At 49.6% G+C, this 16,222-nt stretch carries 10 protein-coding genes; 6 read left to right on the top strand and 4 right to left on the bottom strand.

Going from position 1 to position 16,222, the window contains the following annotated elements; translation table 11 throughout:
* Positions 1-242: 242 nt before the first annotated feature.
* A complete protein-coding gene (locus NYE25_RS15475) occupies positions 243-3,545 on the top strand; it encodes a beta strand repeat-containing protein (RefSeq protein WP_341146317.1) in 3,303 nt (1,100 codons plus the stop codon).
* Positions 3,546-3,618: 73 nt separating this feature from the next.
* Here NYE25_RS15475 and NYE25_RS15470 read toward each other — a convergent pair whose 3' ends face one another.
* The 3 genes from NYE25_RS15470 to NYE25_RS15460 all read right to left on the bottom strand — a co-directional run bounded on the left by NYE25_RS15470 (position 3,619) and on the right by NYE25_RS15460 (position 7,037).
* Positions 3,619-4,509, bottom strand: coding sequence for a carbohydrate ABC transporter permease (locus tag NYE25_RS15470; RefSeq protein ID WP_081393202.1), 891 nt, complete (start codon positions 4,507-4,509; stop codon positions 3,619-3,621).
* A gap of 25 nt (positions 4,510-4,534) precedes the next feature.
* Positions 4,535-5,419 carry a carbohydrate ABC transporter permease gene (locus NYE25_RS15465; RefSeq protein ID WP_042130723.1) on the bottom strand — a complete coding sequence of 295 codons (885 nt, stop codon included), beginning with the start codon at positions 5,417-5,419 and terminating at the stop codon, positions 4,535-4,537.
* Between the two features lie 253 nt (positions 5,420-5,672).
* Complete coding sequence (locus NYE25_RS15460) at positions 5,673-7,037, bottom strand: ABC transporter substrate-binding protein (protein ID WP_341146316.1); 1,365 nt, start codon at positions 7,035-7,037, stop codon at positions 5,673-5,675.
* A 337-nt stretch (positions 7,038-7,374) separates the two neighbouring features.
* Here NYE25_RS15460 and NYE25_RS15455 point away from each other — a divergent pair, with 337 nt between their 5' ends.
* The 5 genes from NYE25_RS15455 to NYE25_RS15435 all read left to right on the top strand — a co-directional run bounded on the left by NYE25_RS15455 (position 7,375) and on the right by NYE25_RS15435 (position 14,601).
* Positions 7,375-9,189 (top strand): sensor histidine kinase, encoded by a 1,815-nt coding sequence (locus NYE25_RS15455; RefSeq protein WP_341146315.1) that lies wholly within the window; start codon positions 7,375-7,377, stop codon positions 9,187-9,189.
* Positions 9,190-10,839: a response regulator gene (locus NYE25_RS15450; RefSeq protein WP_341146314.1), complete on the top strand. Its 1,650-nt coding sequence runs from the start codon at positions 9,190-9,192 to the stop codon at positions 10,837-10,839.
* Between the two features lie 71 nt (positions 10,840-10,910).
* Entirely contained in the window at positions 10,911-12,602 is a 1,692-nt protein-coding gene (locus NYE25_RS15445) for a glycoside hydrolase family 13 protein (RefSeq protein WP_341146313.1), read from the top strand.
* Positions 12,603-12,756: 154 nt separating this feature from the next.
* Positions 12,757-13,491 carry a class I SAM-dependent methyltransferase gene (locus tag NYE25_RS15440; protein WP_341146312.1) on the top strand — a complete coding sequence of 245 codons (735 nt, stop codon included), beginning with the start codon at positions 12,757-12,759 and terminating at the stop codon, positions 13,489-13,491.
* 39 nt (positions 13,492-13,530) lie between these two features.
* Positions 13,531-14,601, top strand: a complete 1,071-nt coding sequence (locus NYE25_RS15435) for an MBL fold metallo-hydrolase (protein ID WP_341146311.1) — start codon at positions 13,531-13,533, stop codon at positions 14,599-14,601.
* Between the two features lie 814 nt (positions 14,602-15,415).
* Here NYE25_RS15435 and NYE25_RS15430 read toward each other — a convergent pair.
* The gene (locus tag NYE25_RS15430) at positions 15,416-16,024 is read right to left on the bottom strand and encodes a phosphatidylglycerophosphatase A family protein (protein ID WP_076286050.1); all 609 of its coding nucleotides are present in this window, start codon (positions 16,022-16,024) and stop codon (positions 15,416-15,418) included.
* Between the last annotated feature and the right edge of the window lie 198 nt (positions 16,025-16,222).

The following is a 16,222-nucleotide window of genomic DNA, read 5'->3' as shown; positions in this document are numbered from 1 at the left end:
TAAGAGTTGATAGTAAGGGAATGTTGGAGGCTGTAAATCTGGATTGCATTGCTAGGAATAGGAGAGTTTAATTTTTCTGAGAGGGAGATTAAAAGTACATGTATGTCTTTTAATCTATGCTGATAATCAAATGAAGAAGTTTATTTTTATAACAAATAAAAGGGCACTTACTAGACGAATATCTATGTTCTCCTATAGGTAATTGGAGTAGTATACATTAGGTTTTCGTGGAGGTGCTAAAAATGGGCCATTCCAATCACATATCTAAGAAAAGCTGCAAAAAAAATGATTCTCCGTCAAAAAGAAAATATCATTTGGTTAAAAAATGTTCTTCAAAGAACTATTGTTGTAAGCGAAAAATCATCAAAAAGAAATGTGCTAATAATCGCACCCGCGGCATCACTGGAGCAACGGGCCCTATCGGAGTCAGAGGTCCCGTTGGAGTAGCGGGAGTCACAGGAACGACGGGCTCCGCCGGAGCAGTGGGAGCCACGGGAACGACAGGCCCCGCCGGAGTAGCGGGAATCACGGGAACGACGGGCCCCGCGGGAATAGCCGGAGCAGCCGGACCCACCGGAACGACGGGGCCAGCTGGAGTAGCTGGAGTCACGGGAGCAACAGGCCCCGCGGGAGATGTCGGACCCGCTGGAGTAGCGGGAGCCACGGGAACGACGGGCTCCGCTGGAGTAGCCGGAGCCACGGGAGCGACGGGCCCAGCGGGAGTAGTGGGAGTCACTGGAACGACGGGCCCCGCTGGAGCAGTGGGAGCCACGGGAACGACGGGCCCAGCGGGAGTAGTGGGAGTCACGGGAACGACGGGCCCCGCTGGAGTAGCGGGAGACACGGGGACGACGGGTCCCGCCGGAGTAGCGGGAATCACGGGAACGACAGGCTCCACGGGAGCAGCTGGAGCCACAGGAACGACGGGGCCCGCGGGAGTAGCGGGAATCACGGGAACGACAGGTCCCGTCGGAGTAGTGGGAGCCACGGGAACGACAGGCCCAGCTGGAGCAGTGGGAGCCACGGGAACGACGGGGCCCGCGGGAGTAGCGGGAGCCACGGGGACGACGGGTCCCGCCGGAGTAGCCGGAGCCACGGGAACGACGGGCCCCGCAGGAGTAGCCGGAGTCACGGGAGCGACAGGCCCCGCGGGAGCAGTGGGAGTCACGGGAACGACAGGCCCAGCTGGAGCAGTGGGAGCCACGGGAACGACGGGGCCCGCGGGAATAGCCGGAGCAGCCGGAGCCACGGGAACGACGGGTCCAGCTGGAGTAGCTGGAGTCACGGGAGCAACAGGCCCCGCGGGAGATGTCGGACCCGCTGGAGTAGCGGGAGCCACGGGAACGACGGGCTCCGCTGGAGTAGCCGGAGCCACGGGAGCTATGGGCCCCGCGGGAGTAGCTGGAGTCACTGGAACGACGGGCTCCGCAGGAGTAGCCGGAGTCACGGGAGCGACAGGCCCCGCGGGAGTAGCTGGAGTCACGGGAACGACGGGCCCCACCGGAGTAGCTGGAGTCACAGGAACGACGGGTCCGGCCGGAGTAGCTGGAGTCACGGGGACGACGGGCCCCACCGGAGTAGCGGGAGCCACGGGGACGACGGGTCCCGCCGGAGTAGCCGGAGCCACGGGGACGACGGGTCCCGCCGGAGTAGCCGGAGTCACGGGAACGACGGGCTCCGCTGGAGTAGCGGGAGCCACGGGAGCGACGGGCCCCGCGGGAATAGCCGGAGCCACGGGAACGACGGGTCCAGCTGGAGTAGCTGGAGTCACGGGAACGACGGGCCCCGCGGGAGTAGCTGGAGTCACGGGAACGACGGGTCCGGCCGGAGTAGCTGGAGTCACGGGAACGACGGGTCCGGCCGGAGTAGCCGGAGCCACGGGGACGACGGGTCCCGCCGGAGTAGCCGGAGTCACGGGAACGACGGGCTCCGCTGGAGTAGCGGGAGCCACGGGAGCGACGGGCCCCGCGGGAATAGCCGGAGCCACGGGAACGACGGGTCCAGCTGGAGTAGCTGGAGTCACGGGAACGACGGGCCCCGCGGGAGTAGCTGGAGTCACGGGAACGACGGGTCCGGCCGGAGTAGCTGGAGTCACGGGAACGACGGGTCCGGCCGGAGTAGCCGGAGCCACGGGGACGACGGGTCCCGCCGGAGTAGCCGGAGTCACGGGAACGACGGGCTCCGCTGGAGTAGCGGGAGCCACGGGAGCGACGGGCCCCGCGGGAATAGCCGGAGCCACGGGAACGACGGGTCCAGCTGGAGTAGCTGGAGTCACGGGAACGACGGGCCCAGCGGGAGCAGTGGGAGCCACGGGAACTACAGGTCCAGCTGGAGCAGTGGGAGCCACGGGAACGACGGGCCCAGCGGGAGCAGTGGGAGCCACGGGAACTACAGGTCCAGCTGGAGCAGTGGGAGCCACGGGAACTACAGGTCCAGCTGGAGCAGTGGGAGCCACGGGAACGACGGGTCCCGCCGGAGTAGCCGGAGTCACCGGAACGACGGGGGCGGCAGGAGTAGCCGGAGTCACAGGAGCGACAGGCCCCGCGGGAGTAGCTGGAGTCACGGGAGCAACGGGCCTCGTGGGAGATGTGGGTCCTGCCGGAGCCACAGGAACGACAGGCTCAGCGGGAGTAGCCGGAGCTACGGGAACGACGGGCCCCGCCGGAGTAGCGGGAGCCACGGGAACGACGGGAACGACGGGCCCTTCGGGAGCAGCTGGAGTCACGGGAACGACAGGCCCCGCCGGAGTAGCCGGAGCCACGGGAACGACTGGTCCAGCTGGAGTAGCAGGAGTCACTGGAACGACGGGTCCAGCTGGAGCAGCCGGAGCCACGGGGACGACGGGTCCCGCTGGAGTAGCAGGAGTCACGGGAGCAACGGGCCCCACCGGAGTAGCGGGAGTCACGGGGACGACGGGCCCCGCCGGAGCAGCCGGAGCCACGGGAACGACAGGGCCTGCTGGAGCAGCGGGAGTCACCGGAACGACGGGTTCCACAGGAGTAGCCGGAGCCACGGGAACGACGGGTCCGGCAGGAGTAGCGGGAGCCACGGGGACGACGGGTCCAGCTGGAGCAGTGGGAGCCACGGGAACGACGGGCCCCGCCGGAGCCACTGGAGCTACAGGTGCCCCAGGCGGAATAGCTCAGTTCGGGTATGTTTATAATTTAGGGGCTCAGGTGGTTCCAATAGAGGCGGATGTCTCTTTTGATACAAATGGACTTCTAACACCTGGAATTACACATGCCCCTGGGACCACTACAATCTCGGTTACTAATACGGGTAATTATGAGGTTGATTTTTCAGTTTCAGGTGTGGAACCCAATCAATTCGCATTATTCTTAAATGGCGCCGAGGCTGCAGGTACGGTATATGGTTCAGGTGCTGGCACTCAGCAAACTAATGGGCAGGCGATACTCGCTCTCTCGTCGGGCGATGTTCTTACGCTGAGAAATCATAGTTCAGCTGCTGCAGTTACTTTACAGACATTGGCGGGAGGCACTCAGGCAAACGTCAATGCTTCTATAGTTTTAAAGCAATTAAGCTAGGCAACAAAGAAATAGATTCTTCAGCATTAAAAAAGCGTGCAGGACTCTATTAGAGTTCTCCACGCTTTTTGTGTTAGCCCTTTACCGCCCCAGCGGTAATTCCCTTAGTCATCTGTTCTGTGAAGAGCAGATAGATCAAGATGGTTGGGATCGCAATGATCGTCATAACAGCGAACTGAGCACCGTAGTTGGACGAATATTCTCCGGCGAATTTCATAATGGAGAACGGAATGGTTTTGAGATCCTCCGAGGTGAGAAAGGTGTTCGCCATAATAAATTCATTCCATGTGCTGATGAAATTGAGTACACAGATGGTAGCTAGTGCGGGTTTCGTAATAGGGAAGATGATGCGGAAGATCACACCGTAAATGCCGCAGCCATCGATAACCGCCGACTCTTCAATCGCACGAGGGATGGTCTCTAGAAAACCAGTCATGATGAGTACACTCATTGGGATGACAATAGCCGAATAAGGCAGAATCAGTGTGTACATATTGTTCAGCATTCCGAGCTTGTTAAACAGAATAAAGTTCGGCAGCAGTGTCGCGTGAATGGGAATGATCATGCCCATCATGATAAGTGACAACACGATACCACTTAGCTTCCATTTCATACGGGTGAACGCATACCCCATCATCAGTGACACTAGTGCGGACAGCGCAACGGTAATTACTGTAATGATAAGACTGTTGGCAAAATAGCGTGGTACACGCCCATAGGTAAAAGCGTTTCTATAATTCTCCCATTGCGGAGGGGATGGCCATTTCAGAAAAGAGCTTCCGAAAAAATCACCACTCTTTAGCAGGGAGTAATCGATCAGCCAGATGAGCGGAAATAACTGAATCAAAGCAATGAGACAAAGAAACACCATCATTAGGATTTTGCCAGTTGTAGGTTTACTGCGCTTCTGTTTATGAAGCTTCAGATTGAGGGGCGAAGCGGCAGGTGCTAATGAATTATTCATATGATTTCCTCCGGTTACAGGGATTCTAAAACTCTCCGATATCTTTCTTCAGAACCTTGTTGAGTATTACGGTCAGTACAAGGCAGAACACAATGAATAGGATGGATATGGCATTACCGTAGCCGTATAGCGACGAGGAGAAGGCGGTTTTGTAAAGGTAGTTTCCTAAGAATTGCGTGCTATTAGCCGGGCCACCGTTGGTCATTAAGAACACGGTTTCCATTTGCTTAAGACAGGTTGTAACCGCGATGATAATGGCAACTCGCATCATAGGCGAAAGAAGCGGTATGATGATGCGCGTGTAGAGGGTATAGTTGTTCGCGCCATCGATCTTTGCGGCTTCGCTTAGATCACTTGGAATGCCTTGCAGACCTGAATAATATAGCAGCAGTGCGTATCCAAAACCTTGCCACATTACAACAATGATGATGCACCAGATCGCTGTCTTCGGATCTCCAAGCCAATCATGTGTGAGTGAATCCAGCCCAACGCCGCTAAGCAACTTGTTAAGCAATCCGTAATTGGGATGGAAAATCCCGCTCCACAGCTTGGCTGTAACTACAACAGAAATTACCGCGGGGATAAAAAAGATCGTCCGGAATATTTTTTCGTATTTACCGGAATTGGTCAGGAATATCCCTATGAGAATAGCAAAGGGATGCTGTAAGAATACAGTGGCAGCGGTTAGTAACAGGGCATTGCCCAGCGAGGTCCAGAATACTTTGTCATGAAATAGGATTTCGCGATAGTTATCAAAGCCAATAAAATTGTACTTGCCGATTCCGCCCCAGTCTGTAGAGCCGTAATAAGCGCTCATGAAGATAGGGATGCAAATCATAAAAGCAAACAGGAATAACCCGGGTGCGATGAGTAGAAATATCGCTTTTTTGTCGCTTAACACTCTGTGCATGGAAATCTCCGTCCTTTGAAAGAGTAATCTATCTACTACCATCGTAACGGGAAGCTAGACCCTGGAACATGCCGTATATTTCAGATGATTGTACACATTTTTTAAATTATGAAATGATAAATTCGTTGACGGCGAAGGCGTTTATACTCGAACAACAAACCCCCGGCCTCTGGGGGAGTCGGGGGTTTGTACGCTACTATTTATGATGCTAATTCAGAAGCGTCAAGATTCATGTTCTTAGTAGTGTTAGAGCTTATTTACCAGCCAATTTATCGGACGCAGCGTCAAGCGCTTTGGCGAATTCCGCTGTATTCATAGCGCCGGAGAGCAGGCTTTGGTGAGCCTCCATTACCTTTTGCTTGAACTCGTCGTTACCAATATCCTGTAGCGGAGTTCCGCTAGAAGAGGTCATCGAGCTGAAGACATCGACTAGTTCTTTTTGGAGTTGAGTTTCATTACCAGTCAAGAATTCATCGAATTTTTGCGCAGGTGTACCCGCGCCGGCTTGCCATAACATCTTGGACCAGTTCTCAGGAGCGAAGAAATATTTCAAGAAATCAATAGCAGCTTCAGGATGCTTGGAGTTCTTACTTACTGCATATCCACCACCGTACCAAGCAGCATCATCCGTTGATTTACCTTTATCTGAACCAGGGAAAGCGAATGCGCCTACATTATTACGGAATTCTTCAGAGAAGTTCACATCTGTAGCTAGGCCAGACTCCCAAGCGCCCATAAAGAACATAGCGGCTTGTCCTTGTCCGAACAAGTTACGCGCTGCACCGTAATCGGCGGTCAGCCAGCCGTCGGCAAAACCTTTAGCATTTGCGAAATCTTGCATTTCAGCTGCAGCTGCAACAAGACTAGGATCATTAAAGGATATTTTACGAGCAACAGCTTCATCCATCTTATTAAAATCACCATTTTGACGTTGAGCAACAAACTCATACCAGATTGGCAGCGTCCATGCATCCATACCGTTCATAGCGATAGGGTTAATCTTGTTGGCACGCAATGTTTTGACAGCTGCGAGCAAGTCAGCGGTAGTCTTTGGAACCTCGATGCCGTTGTCAGCAAAGATTTTCTTGTTATAAAACATAACCATATAGTCTGCACTACGTGGCAATCCATACAGTTTGCCATCTTTGCTGAAGCCGTCCATGGAACCAGAAACAAACTGATCACCTTCGAAGTCAGCGCTGTTCAGTTCAAGCAGTAAGTCATTATCGAGCAGAGGACTCAGGAAAGAAGGCTGACCCCAAGCTTGAATGATATCAGGCATCTGATTACTGGAAGCATATACTTTGATTTTTGATTTATAAGGTTCATCTTGAAGCGCTTCCACTTCTATCTTGACGTTAGGATGCTCTTTCATATAAGCGTCGATAATGTCTTGCTCCACCTTGCCTGAACCGTTTGCCCGATCCGCAAGTGCGGTGAAGAACTTCAGTGTAATTTTTTCGGCTGGTGCGTTCGCTGTGGCCTCGGCAGTAGCTTCGGCTTTGTCATTTACAGGAGCGTTTGTAGCTTTCGCATTGTTATTTCCGCCACCGCAGCCTGCAAGCAGAGCTGGAAGCATTAGACTCATAAGCATTAGCTTGATACCTTTACTTTTCATCAAAGACCCACCTTTTAGAATGATGTATTTTGAAGAAACGATTGTTATCCATCAAGGAAGACGACAACGTCGTTTCTTCTTGAAATATAAGAATGTATAAGTTTCACGCTATACATTATCCTTATATTTCTCGCATAAACGCTGACCGTCTATAAGAGACGTCGAAGGCGTTTTTGCTTGCATCCTCATCTTAAGAGTTTCTGGCTAATAGAAACATGGTTCATATTTAAGAATGATGTAGGCATTTTTTAGCGAATGTAAAAAGCCGGTTCAGGGTGTAATGATTTCAGTTATACTTGCTTTACACATCTTTCTATTATATAAGAAGGTGGTTCTCATGAATCGAAACTTTCGCTTAGTCAGCCGTTATCGCCATCTTCCGCTCCAATTTAAGCTGTTGTTATGGTTCGTCCCCCTGCTTCTGGTGACCATATTCGCTATGGGCTGGAACTCGTATCAGATCTCTTCACAGCAGGTGGTGGAGAAAATGAAACAGTCGCAGGATCATCTTACCAAAAAAACAGCAGAGCAGATCGATGAGATGGTGCGAGGCATGATTTCTTTTTCGAATACACTCTTTCTGGATGAAAGTGTGCAGCGGCTCTTAGCATCGTCTGAAGCACAAAAGGAACGTAATTCTGTATTTAAGACCGTTACCAATCTTATGGTTGCAGGCAATTCAATTCAATCGCTGATTCTGTATTCTTTAGACGATAACAATGGAGCAGAGCCTTTTGCTGCGAATCAGGCAGGATTGACGACAGGTATGAAGTACTCAGATTTTATCAAAACCTCGTATTATAAAGAAGCTATTAAAGCATCAGGTAGCCCAACCTTTGGACTCTCCAGGCCGACGGACGGCATTTTTGTAGGCGATCATTATCATAAGATTGTGCTTTCCAGAATCATCATGAATATTTACACCTTAAAGCCGGCAGGACTCGCTGTGATCGGTGTGGATGCAGGGAAGATTGGGAGCCAATATCTCGACAATGCTGAAGATGATGTAGATATGTTCGTAATTGATCGGGATGGGCTGATTATTACGGCTTCGAATCCGAGCTGGATTGGCAAAAGAGATCTGGAGCTTCCGTATTTTGCGGACAGCGACCCTAAGCTGACTGTGAAAAAAAGGCTGGAATCTACAGCGGATCATAAACAGTGGATTGTGTCGCATCTGCAGTCGGAGACGACAGGCTGGTATGTGGTGGTGGCTCATTCCAAGCGGCAGCTTGTTAAAGAGCTCGGTCAAATTTTACAGGTCACGATGACGATTGCTGTTCTGTGTTTAGTAGTTAGCCTAATGGTTACCTGGCTGGCAGCTGCTGCTATCACGAAACCACTGAAAAAGCTTTCCCGTTCGATGCGCAGACTGCAGACAGGTGATTTCACGCAGCGGGTATTTTTTGAAGGAAATGACGAGATCGGCTTACTCGGGCATGGTTATAATCTAATGGTGCAGCGGATTAAATCGCTCATCAATGATGTATACGCCTCAAGAATGAAGCAACAGGAGGCAGAGTTGAAAACGCTTCAAGCTCAAATCAGGCCTCACTTTTTATATAACACGTTAAATACAATCTGTTGGGAAGCTGAGAAGAAGGGAGATAAAGAAATTGCCGATATGGTGTATTCTCTCTCTCAAGTGTTCCGACTGAGCTTAAATGATGGACGGGATACGTTTACTTTGGAGCAGGAAGTGGAGCTGGTGACCAATTACTTGTTCCTGCAGAAAAATCGCTTTAAGGAGCGTTTTGAATTCGAAATTTCTCTGGATGAGAGTATCAAGGATTTCACAGTACCAAAGCTGCTGCTGCAGCCACTAGCCGAGAACGCAGTGATTCACGGAATTGAGCCGCTGTCTGGAAGTGGGCTGATATCCGTTCGAGCTTACCGTATAGAGAAGACTATTGTGCTTGAGGTACAGGATAATGGTGCAGGGATCACGGCAGATAGACTTCTAGAGCTTCATCAACGTTTAGCAAGGGGAAATTCTTTACCTGAGGAAGACAATGTTGGACGCACAGGATTTGCGCTCATGAATGTGCAGGAACGACTGGCCTTATTTTTTGCAGGAGCCTCTTTACAACTAGAGAGTGTGGAAGGGGCAGGCACACGTATTATTATTCATATCACTGTGGAGGGGCCATAAATGATGAAGCTGCTGATTGCTGAAGACGAAGATACGATCCGTGAGGGCATTGTGAATATGATTGATTGGAAGTCACATCAGATTGAGGTCATGGGTGAGGCGGGGAACGGAAGTGAAGCGCTGGCTTTGATGGAGAATGAACAGCCCGATCTTTTGTTAACGGATATTCGTATGCCACAAATGGGTGGTCTCGAGCTGATTGAAGTCGCACGGCGTAGAGGTTACGGCTTCCGGTCGATTATTTTATCCGGATATAACGAGTTTTCTTATGCGAAGCAAGCGATCTCCCTGGGTGTTGTTGATTATGTGCTGAAGCCATGCCGACCTGAGGAAATTCTGAAGACGGTACTGAAGGCCAAGGAACTTATTGAAAGACAACGATATCAGGAGGATGAACAGCTTAAAAGAGATCGTTCTTGGCATAAAAATGCACCGCTTGTCAAAAGCCAGGTTCTGTCTCAATGGATTTATCATCCCCCGGTTCCGCTAGAACGGCGACAGGAGCTGATCGGAGAGTTATCTATGGCGATTGGCTTTGAAGGACCACAAATTGGTCTGGTCAGCTTTGATTTTGACCCACCCTCCGCTACAGGAACAGGAAAGGATTTTGTACTTCTACGCTACGCAGCGTTAAATATTATCAGTGAGACCTTGTCTCCTATCTATAGAGGAAAAATAGAGACTTTTCATGATGGCAATAACTTGCTATGGATTGGCAGCGGATTAGCCGGAACCGATTCTCGCAAGCCTTACCGAGCCCCCCTCCAATTGAAAGAGCAGATTGAGAAGCTGCAGAGTAATTTGGAGAAATATCTCAAACTGTCAATCAGTATTGCCGTTGGCTCCTGTCGTTCGGATATTTCTGAAGCGCATCTGTCGTATAAAGAAGCTCTTCAGGCGATGGAATCGCGATTTTTGAACGGAAAAGGCGGTGTTTATTACTATACAGAAGGAACGGGAGTAATAGGTGGCGCTCCACAGGAAATCGGGATTTTAGATGATTCTGAATTAAATGTGCTGGAGGATGAAATGCTTGTGGCGGTGGGGGCTGGGAGCAATGAGCTCGCACTCGACCTGCTGGAGAAATGGCTGGATCGTTTTCGTAGCAATCCGGGATGTCTTAAGCAAGAAGTGAATATCCGGGCAACTGCTTTTGTAGTTCGATTAAAGAGACTCGCGCAGGAAAAACAAGTCGCTGGCTTCGAATGGAAGCAGCATTTGGTCAATTGGATGGAGCAGGCTCCACAGATAGAGACGTTGGAAGAATTGTCTACGATTTTGAATAAGGTCATGCAGAATGTGGTGGAGGCTTTTTCTAAACATCGTCCACTACATCGCACAGTAGTCACTGCTATGGAGATCATCCGCAATAAATACAATACCAATCTGACACTAGAGTATGTCGCGAAAGAAGCCTATGTTTCTAATACTTATTTAAGCTCACTTTTCCGCCAGGAGCTTGGTGTGAATTTTCTCGATTACTTGCACCAATACCGGGTAGAAGAAGCGAAAAAGCTGCTCCGCCAAAATCTAAAGATGTACGCCGTTGCAAAATTGGTAGGGTACGGTGAAGAGCGTCACTTTAGTGCTACTTTTAAAAAATGGACTGGACTTACACCTTCACAATATCAAAAGGGATTAGGGAAGTAGGGGGGATTTGTTATCTACTAGGCTCTGTGTGGTTAAACTCTACATATAGCTAAATAGGAGGTAACCGAGTTATGAACCCCAAATGGTGGAAAGAAAGCGTCGTGTATCAGATTTATCCGATCAGCTTCATGGACAGTAACGGAGATGGAATCGGAGACTTGCAAGGTATTATATCCAGACTGGATTATTTACAGGATCTAGGTGTAGATGTGATCTGGGTCTGTCCTATTTATAAATCACCTAACCATGATAACGGGTATGATATCAGTGATTACTGTGACATTATGAAGGAATTCGGTACGATGGATGATTTTGACCGGTTGCTCAGGGAGTTGCACGCACGTGGAATGAAGCTGATGATGGATTTGGTTCTGAACCACACGTCACATGAGCATCCTTGGTTTGTAGAATCCAGGTCGTCGAAGGACAATCCTAAACGGGACTATTATATTTGGCGAAAAGGTAAAAATGGCGGCCCCCCGAACAACTGGGAGTCTTATTTCAGTGGCTCGGTATGGGAGCTTGATCCGCGGACGGATGAATATTATCTACATCTTTACTCCAAATACCAGCCCGATCTGAACTGGGAGAATCCTGTGGTCATTGATAAGCTGCATGAAATGGTGGAGTGGTGGCTGAAGAAGGGTGTGGATGGATTTCGTTTTGATGCGATTGCACATATCGTGAAGACGAAAGGGTATCCAGATGCAGACAACCCGAACGGAACACCTACTGTAAGGGCCTATGGTATGTTCTCCAATCTGGAGGATGTGCATACCTTGCTACAGAATCTATACGATAAGGTATTATATTTCTACGATATTATGACGGTAGGTGAGACCTCGGGGCTCGGACCAGAGCAGGCGCTGGATTATGTAGGTGACGGACGCCGGGAGCTGAATATGACTTTTCAGTTTGAACATATGTTTCTGGATGCCGCTTCGCCGGGTAGTGGGAAATGGGATGTGGTTCCCTGGAGTCTACTTGAACTGAAAAAGATCATGAGTAGTTGGCAGACAGTTTTACATGAGAGAGGCTGGAATGCGAACTATTTATGTAACCATGATCAGCCTCGTTCGGTGTCTCGGTTCGGGAACGATCTCTTTTACCGGATTCCTTCGGCTAAAATGCTTGCGACCTTCATTCATATGCTGGAAGGCACTCCTTACATTTATCAAGGAGAAGAAATCGGTATGACGAATGTCTGTTTCGATTCCATTGATGAATACCGGGATGTGGAGACACTTAATTATTATGAAGAAAAGCGAAAAAACGGTGTTCCAGAAGAGCAGATTATGTCTGCGATTCATCATAAAAGCCGGGACAATGCCCGTACCCCAATGCAATGGGACGATGGACATGCAGGCGGTTTTACAACAGGGACGCCCTGGATTGAAGTGAATTCCAACCATATGGAGATTAACGCTGGCAATGCGGTTAAAGATCCGGATTCTATCTACAACTACTATAAACAGCTGATAGCGTTAAGAAAAAAACACAAGGTGATCGTGTACGGATTATATGAGCTACTGCTTGCAGAGCATACTGAGATTTATGCGTATACCCGAACTTTAGAGGATCAGCGATTGTTGGTTATTTTGAATTTTTTTGATAGAGAGCCTGAATTCGAATGGCCAGCGGGGTTCGATCCAGATCAGCTGGATTTATTAATCAGTAATTACCCGCAGTCAAAAGATCAGGATATTCGTTCTTTCAAGCTTCGTCCTTATGAAGCAAGGGTATATTTGCAGCAGCGTGTGTAAAGGAAGTTTCAATAAGAGTTGTCATTAAAGCCCAAGAGGTCAAGATGATGACTCTTCTTTGAGTTTGTCAGCAAAAGACTGTACAATGGCGATACATTAGCATACATGAAGTGGAGTTGCGGGATGACGCCTGTAGGAGGAGAGGAGAGACAACATGACTGAATGGTATGAAAAGAGCTTTGGTGAGGACTATCTGATCGTATATAAGCACCGGGATTTCGGTGGAGCACGTAAAGAAGTAGATCAGATGATCGCCTGGCTGAGACTGCCTCCAGGTTCGAAAGTACTGGATTTATGTTGTGGGATGGGACGTCATTCTCTGGCACTTGCGAAGGAAGGATACGAGGTTACCGGAGTGGATTTGTCGGAGGTCTTGTTGCGTGAAGCTCGATCTCAAGTCGAGGCGGAGAAGGTAACCTGGATCCGTTCCGACATGCGTGATTTACCACTAGATGGAGGATTCGATGCCGTAGTTAATCTGTTCACTTCTTTTGGTTATTTTGAAAAAGATGAGGAGCAAGTAAAGGTTCTGCGTGAAATCTATCGTCTGCTGAAGCCAGGTGGCAAGTTCGTTATTGATTTTTTGAATCCTGCGCATGTGATTCGTCATCTGGTGCCGCATTCTACGCGTGAGGACGGAGAGAATTTGATAGATGAGTCACGCCGAATTGAGGATGGTTATGTGAAGAAGGACATCATTCTAACCACTAAGAATGACCCTACGCCTCGTCAATATCATGAGCGTGTGAAGCTTTATTCACTGGAGGAGTTCAAGGAAATGATTGAGAAAGCGGGCTTGCAGCTCGAAGCTGTACATGGCAGCTATGAAGATGAGGTTTATGATGCAGAAAGGTCCACGCGGATGATCTTTGGTGGAACACGTCCCTAAATGGTTTCCGGAAAAAGATTCAAAGGTGGTGAACGCTCCATGTCTAAGGCAGAGATTACTTCATGGGACAAGAACATTCTCCAAGTCTCGGTACCCATGGACTCGCCTCTTCGTCAAGTGAACAGCTATATTCTTTCGGACGAAGATGGCAGAGTCACTATTATCGATCCGGGTCCGCGCAGCCCGGATACAGAGAATTGCTGGCTCGGCATTCTGCAGGAGCTGGACTTGTCGTGGATGGATATTCGGGATATCGTCGTCACGCATCATCATCCCGATCATTATGGATTAGCCGGGTGGCTGCAGTCACAGAGTGGCTGTAAAGTGTGGATGACGGAGCGCGCCCATGCGGAGGCTAGGTTGATGTGGGGCTTGGGCACTGGTGAAGATCAGGGGAATGACATGGATGAAGATACGGGAAATGGCGTAGACAATGATGTAGGCATAAATGAGATCTTACCGGATTATTTCATCCGGCATGGGATGACGGAGCAGTGGTCGAACGGGATTAAAGCCCACTTGGAAAGCTTTAATTCCCAAGTGGAGCCGCAGCCTGCCGTTTCTTATTTCAATGTGGCGGAGCCCTTCAAGATGGGCGACCGTGAATGGCAGCTCATTATTACCGGCGGACATGCACCGGGGCATGTGAGCCTGTATCATGCTGACAGCGGGCTTATGATCTGTGGGGACGCTGTGCTCCCGCAGATCTCGCCCAATGTCAGCCTACTGCCAGGCAGCGATCCACAGCCGCTGCAGACGTTCCTTCAGGGGCTGCGGGAACTGGGCAGCTACCCGGTCAGCATGGCGTTCCCGGGTCATCGCGAGCCCTTCGCTGGCTTCGCGCACCGGGTAAGCAGCCTGCTCGCTCATCATGAGGAGCGGCTGGATACAGCGGCGGCGCTGCTCACCAGCGGTCCGCTCAGCGGATTCGCGGTGTGCGAATTCCTGTTTCGCAGCCGAGTAACGACTGTTCATCAGATGCGCTTTGCGATGAGTGAGACCCTGGCGCATTTGGCGGAATTAGTGCGCCGGGGACGGGCAGTCATGCTGGAGGCAGACGGCGGTTTCTTGTTCGACGCAGCTGAAAGTGTTGGAGAACATATTAGCTAGAGAGTATCTTACAAGCAAGATCGAATTGTACTGGAAAGTATAACTTGTTAAAGAGCAGTCCTGATTGTGGGGACTGCTCTTTTTGTATTTGAGTAACCTTGTTCCTCCTTCCCTCTTTCCATCCTTCGATCGCTTCCATATTCATGCGTTAGCGTATGTATTCGGACTCAGATGACGCTATTCGTTGATTTTGGAGCTTTTGAGGTTAGTATCGGACCGGAAAGGCGTTATTACTTGTACAGAGTAGTGTTTTGGGTCATTTTTGAGCGAATAGCATCTCTGGAGACCGTAAGTGTTCAGATTCAGGGTGATTTATGAGTGTAGCGCCTCCTGAGTCCGATAGCATGGGCGAAACGTTTCAAAAGTCGAGCAACTAAATGATGTATATCATGCAGGTAAACGTTGGTAGTAATTATAGGGAATTTCACCCTATAATTTTGGGTTTAATGATTCTAAATCTGTTTATAGGGAATTTCTCCTTATAATTCTACTGATTTGGCTATGAATTGAGATTTTCATAGAGATTATAGGGAAGAATTCCGTATAATCTCTATATTTGAGCCAAAATCGTTATTTTATAGGGAGGATTTCCCTATATGCAACGAGCCCCTGTAGAACCCCCACCGTAGAACCCCCACCGTAGAACCCCCACCGTAGAACCCCCATAGCAGAAGCACCATCGTAGAACTCCTCGTCCGCTACCCACAAAAAAGCGATTGTCTCAACAGCCCGCAGGGCTGTGAAACAATCGCTTTTTCCTCAGAGTTTCATATAGTCGTTCTGAAACTCATCGTTCTGGTGTACCTAAAACTCCTCACTCCGGAGTTTCATCATATTCCGCAAGTTTCCTAGCGGCCTCTTCGCGATCCTCTGGTGTGTGAGGCAGATCCAGCTCAATTTCGCGCTCCGCTTGCTTGCGGTGTGCGATTCGGCTACTGGCTGCCGCCGCCACGGCTCCAACGATGTCGTCGAGATAGGTGTGAATTTGTCCGGTACTTTTGTCATTTAGCCTTTGAAGAACGCCTGGCTTCAGCTTGTCCACATAGCCATAGTTGGTAAATCCGATACTGCCGTATACGTTCACGATAGAGAAGGCAAGAATCTCATCTACGCCGTACAATCCCTCATCATTTTCGATCATATCTTGAAGTGGGGAGAACAGCTTGCCCTCTTCTGCCATTACATCTAATTGAATGCCTGTTAGTACTGCATTTTGTACTTCTCGCTTGCTAAGCACCATCTCTACATTATGGATACATTCATCCATCGTTAAATTCGGATAGTATTTCTGTTGCAGGAACATAACGAGTTCCGCGATTTCTTCCAGGGTTACTCCACGCTTGTTCAGCCAGAATTTGGTCGCATCTGCGACGGCCTTGCTGTTCAGACTGTACGGAATTTTTTCGATTTTGTCATCAGCCATGTTCAGTCACCTCGTTGTTTAGTAAGTCATTTCATTACAGCAAACGTTAGTATGATGTTAAGGACTGTTGTTACCTCAGATTGTACGTTTACTGGAAGTATTTGTCCAGCGAGGGAAGTTTCAGCGAACTGAAATCCAGGCCCTACTTGAGATGAAGAAGTAGTTCACAGGCTTTTCCAACAATTTAGGATAAGCTGT

Origin of the sequence: Paenibacillus sp. FSL E2-8871 (assembly GCF_038000345.1) — a bacterium.
Taxonomy (GTDB): Bacteria; Bacillota; Bacilli; order Paenibacillales; family Paenibacillaceae; genus Paenibacillus_AQ.
Note: the sequence above shows the minus strand (reverse complement) of the source record. Positions and strands in the feature narration are given on the sequence as shown.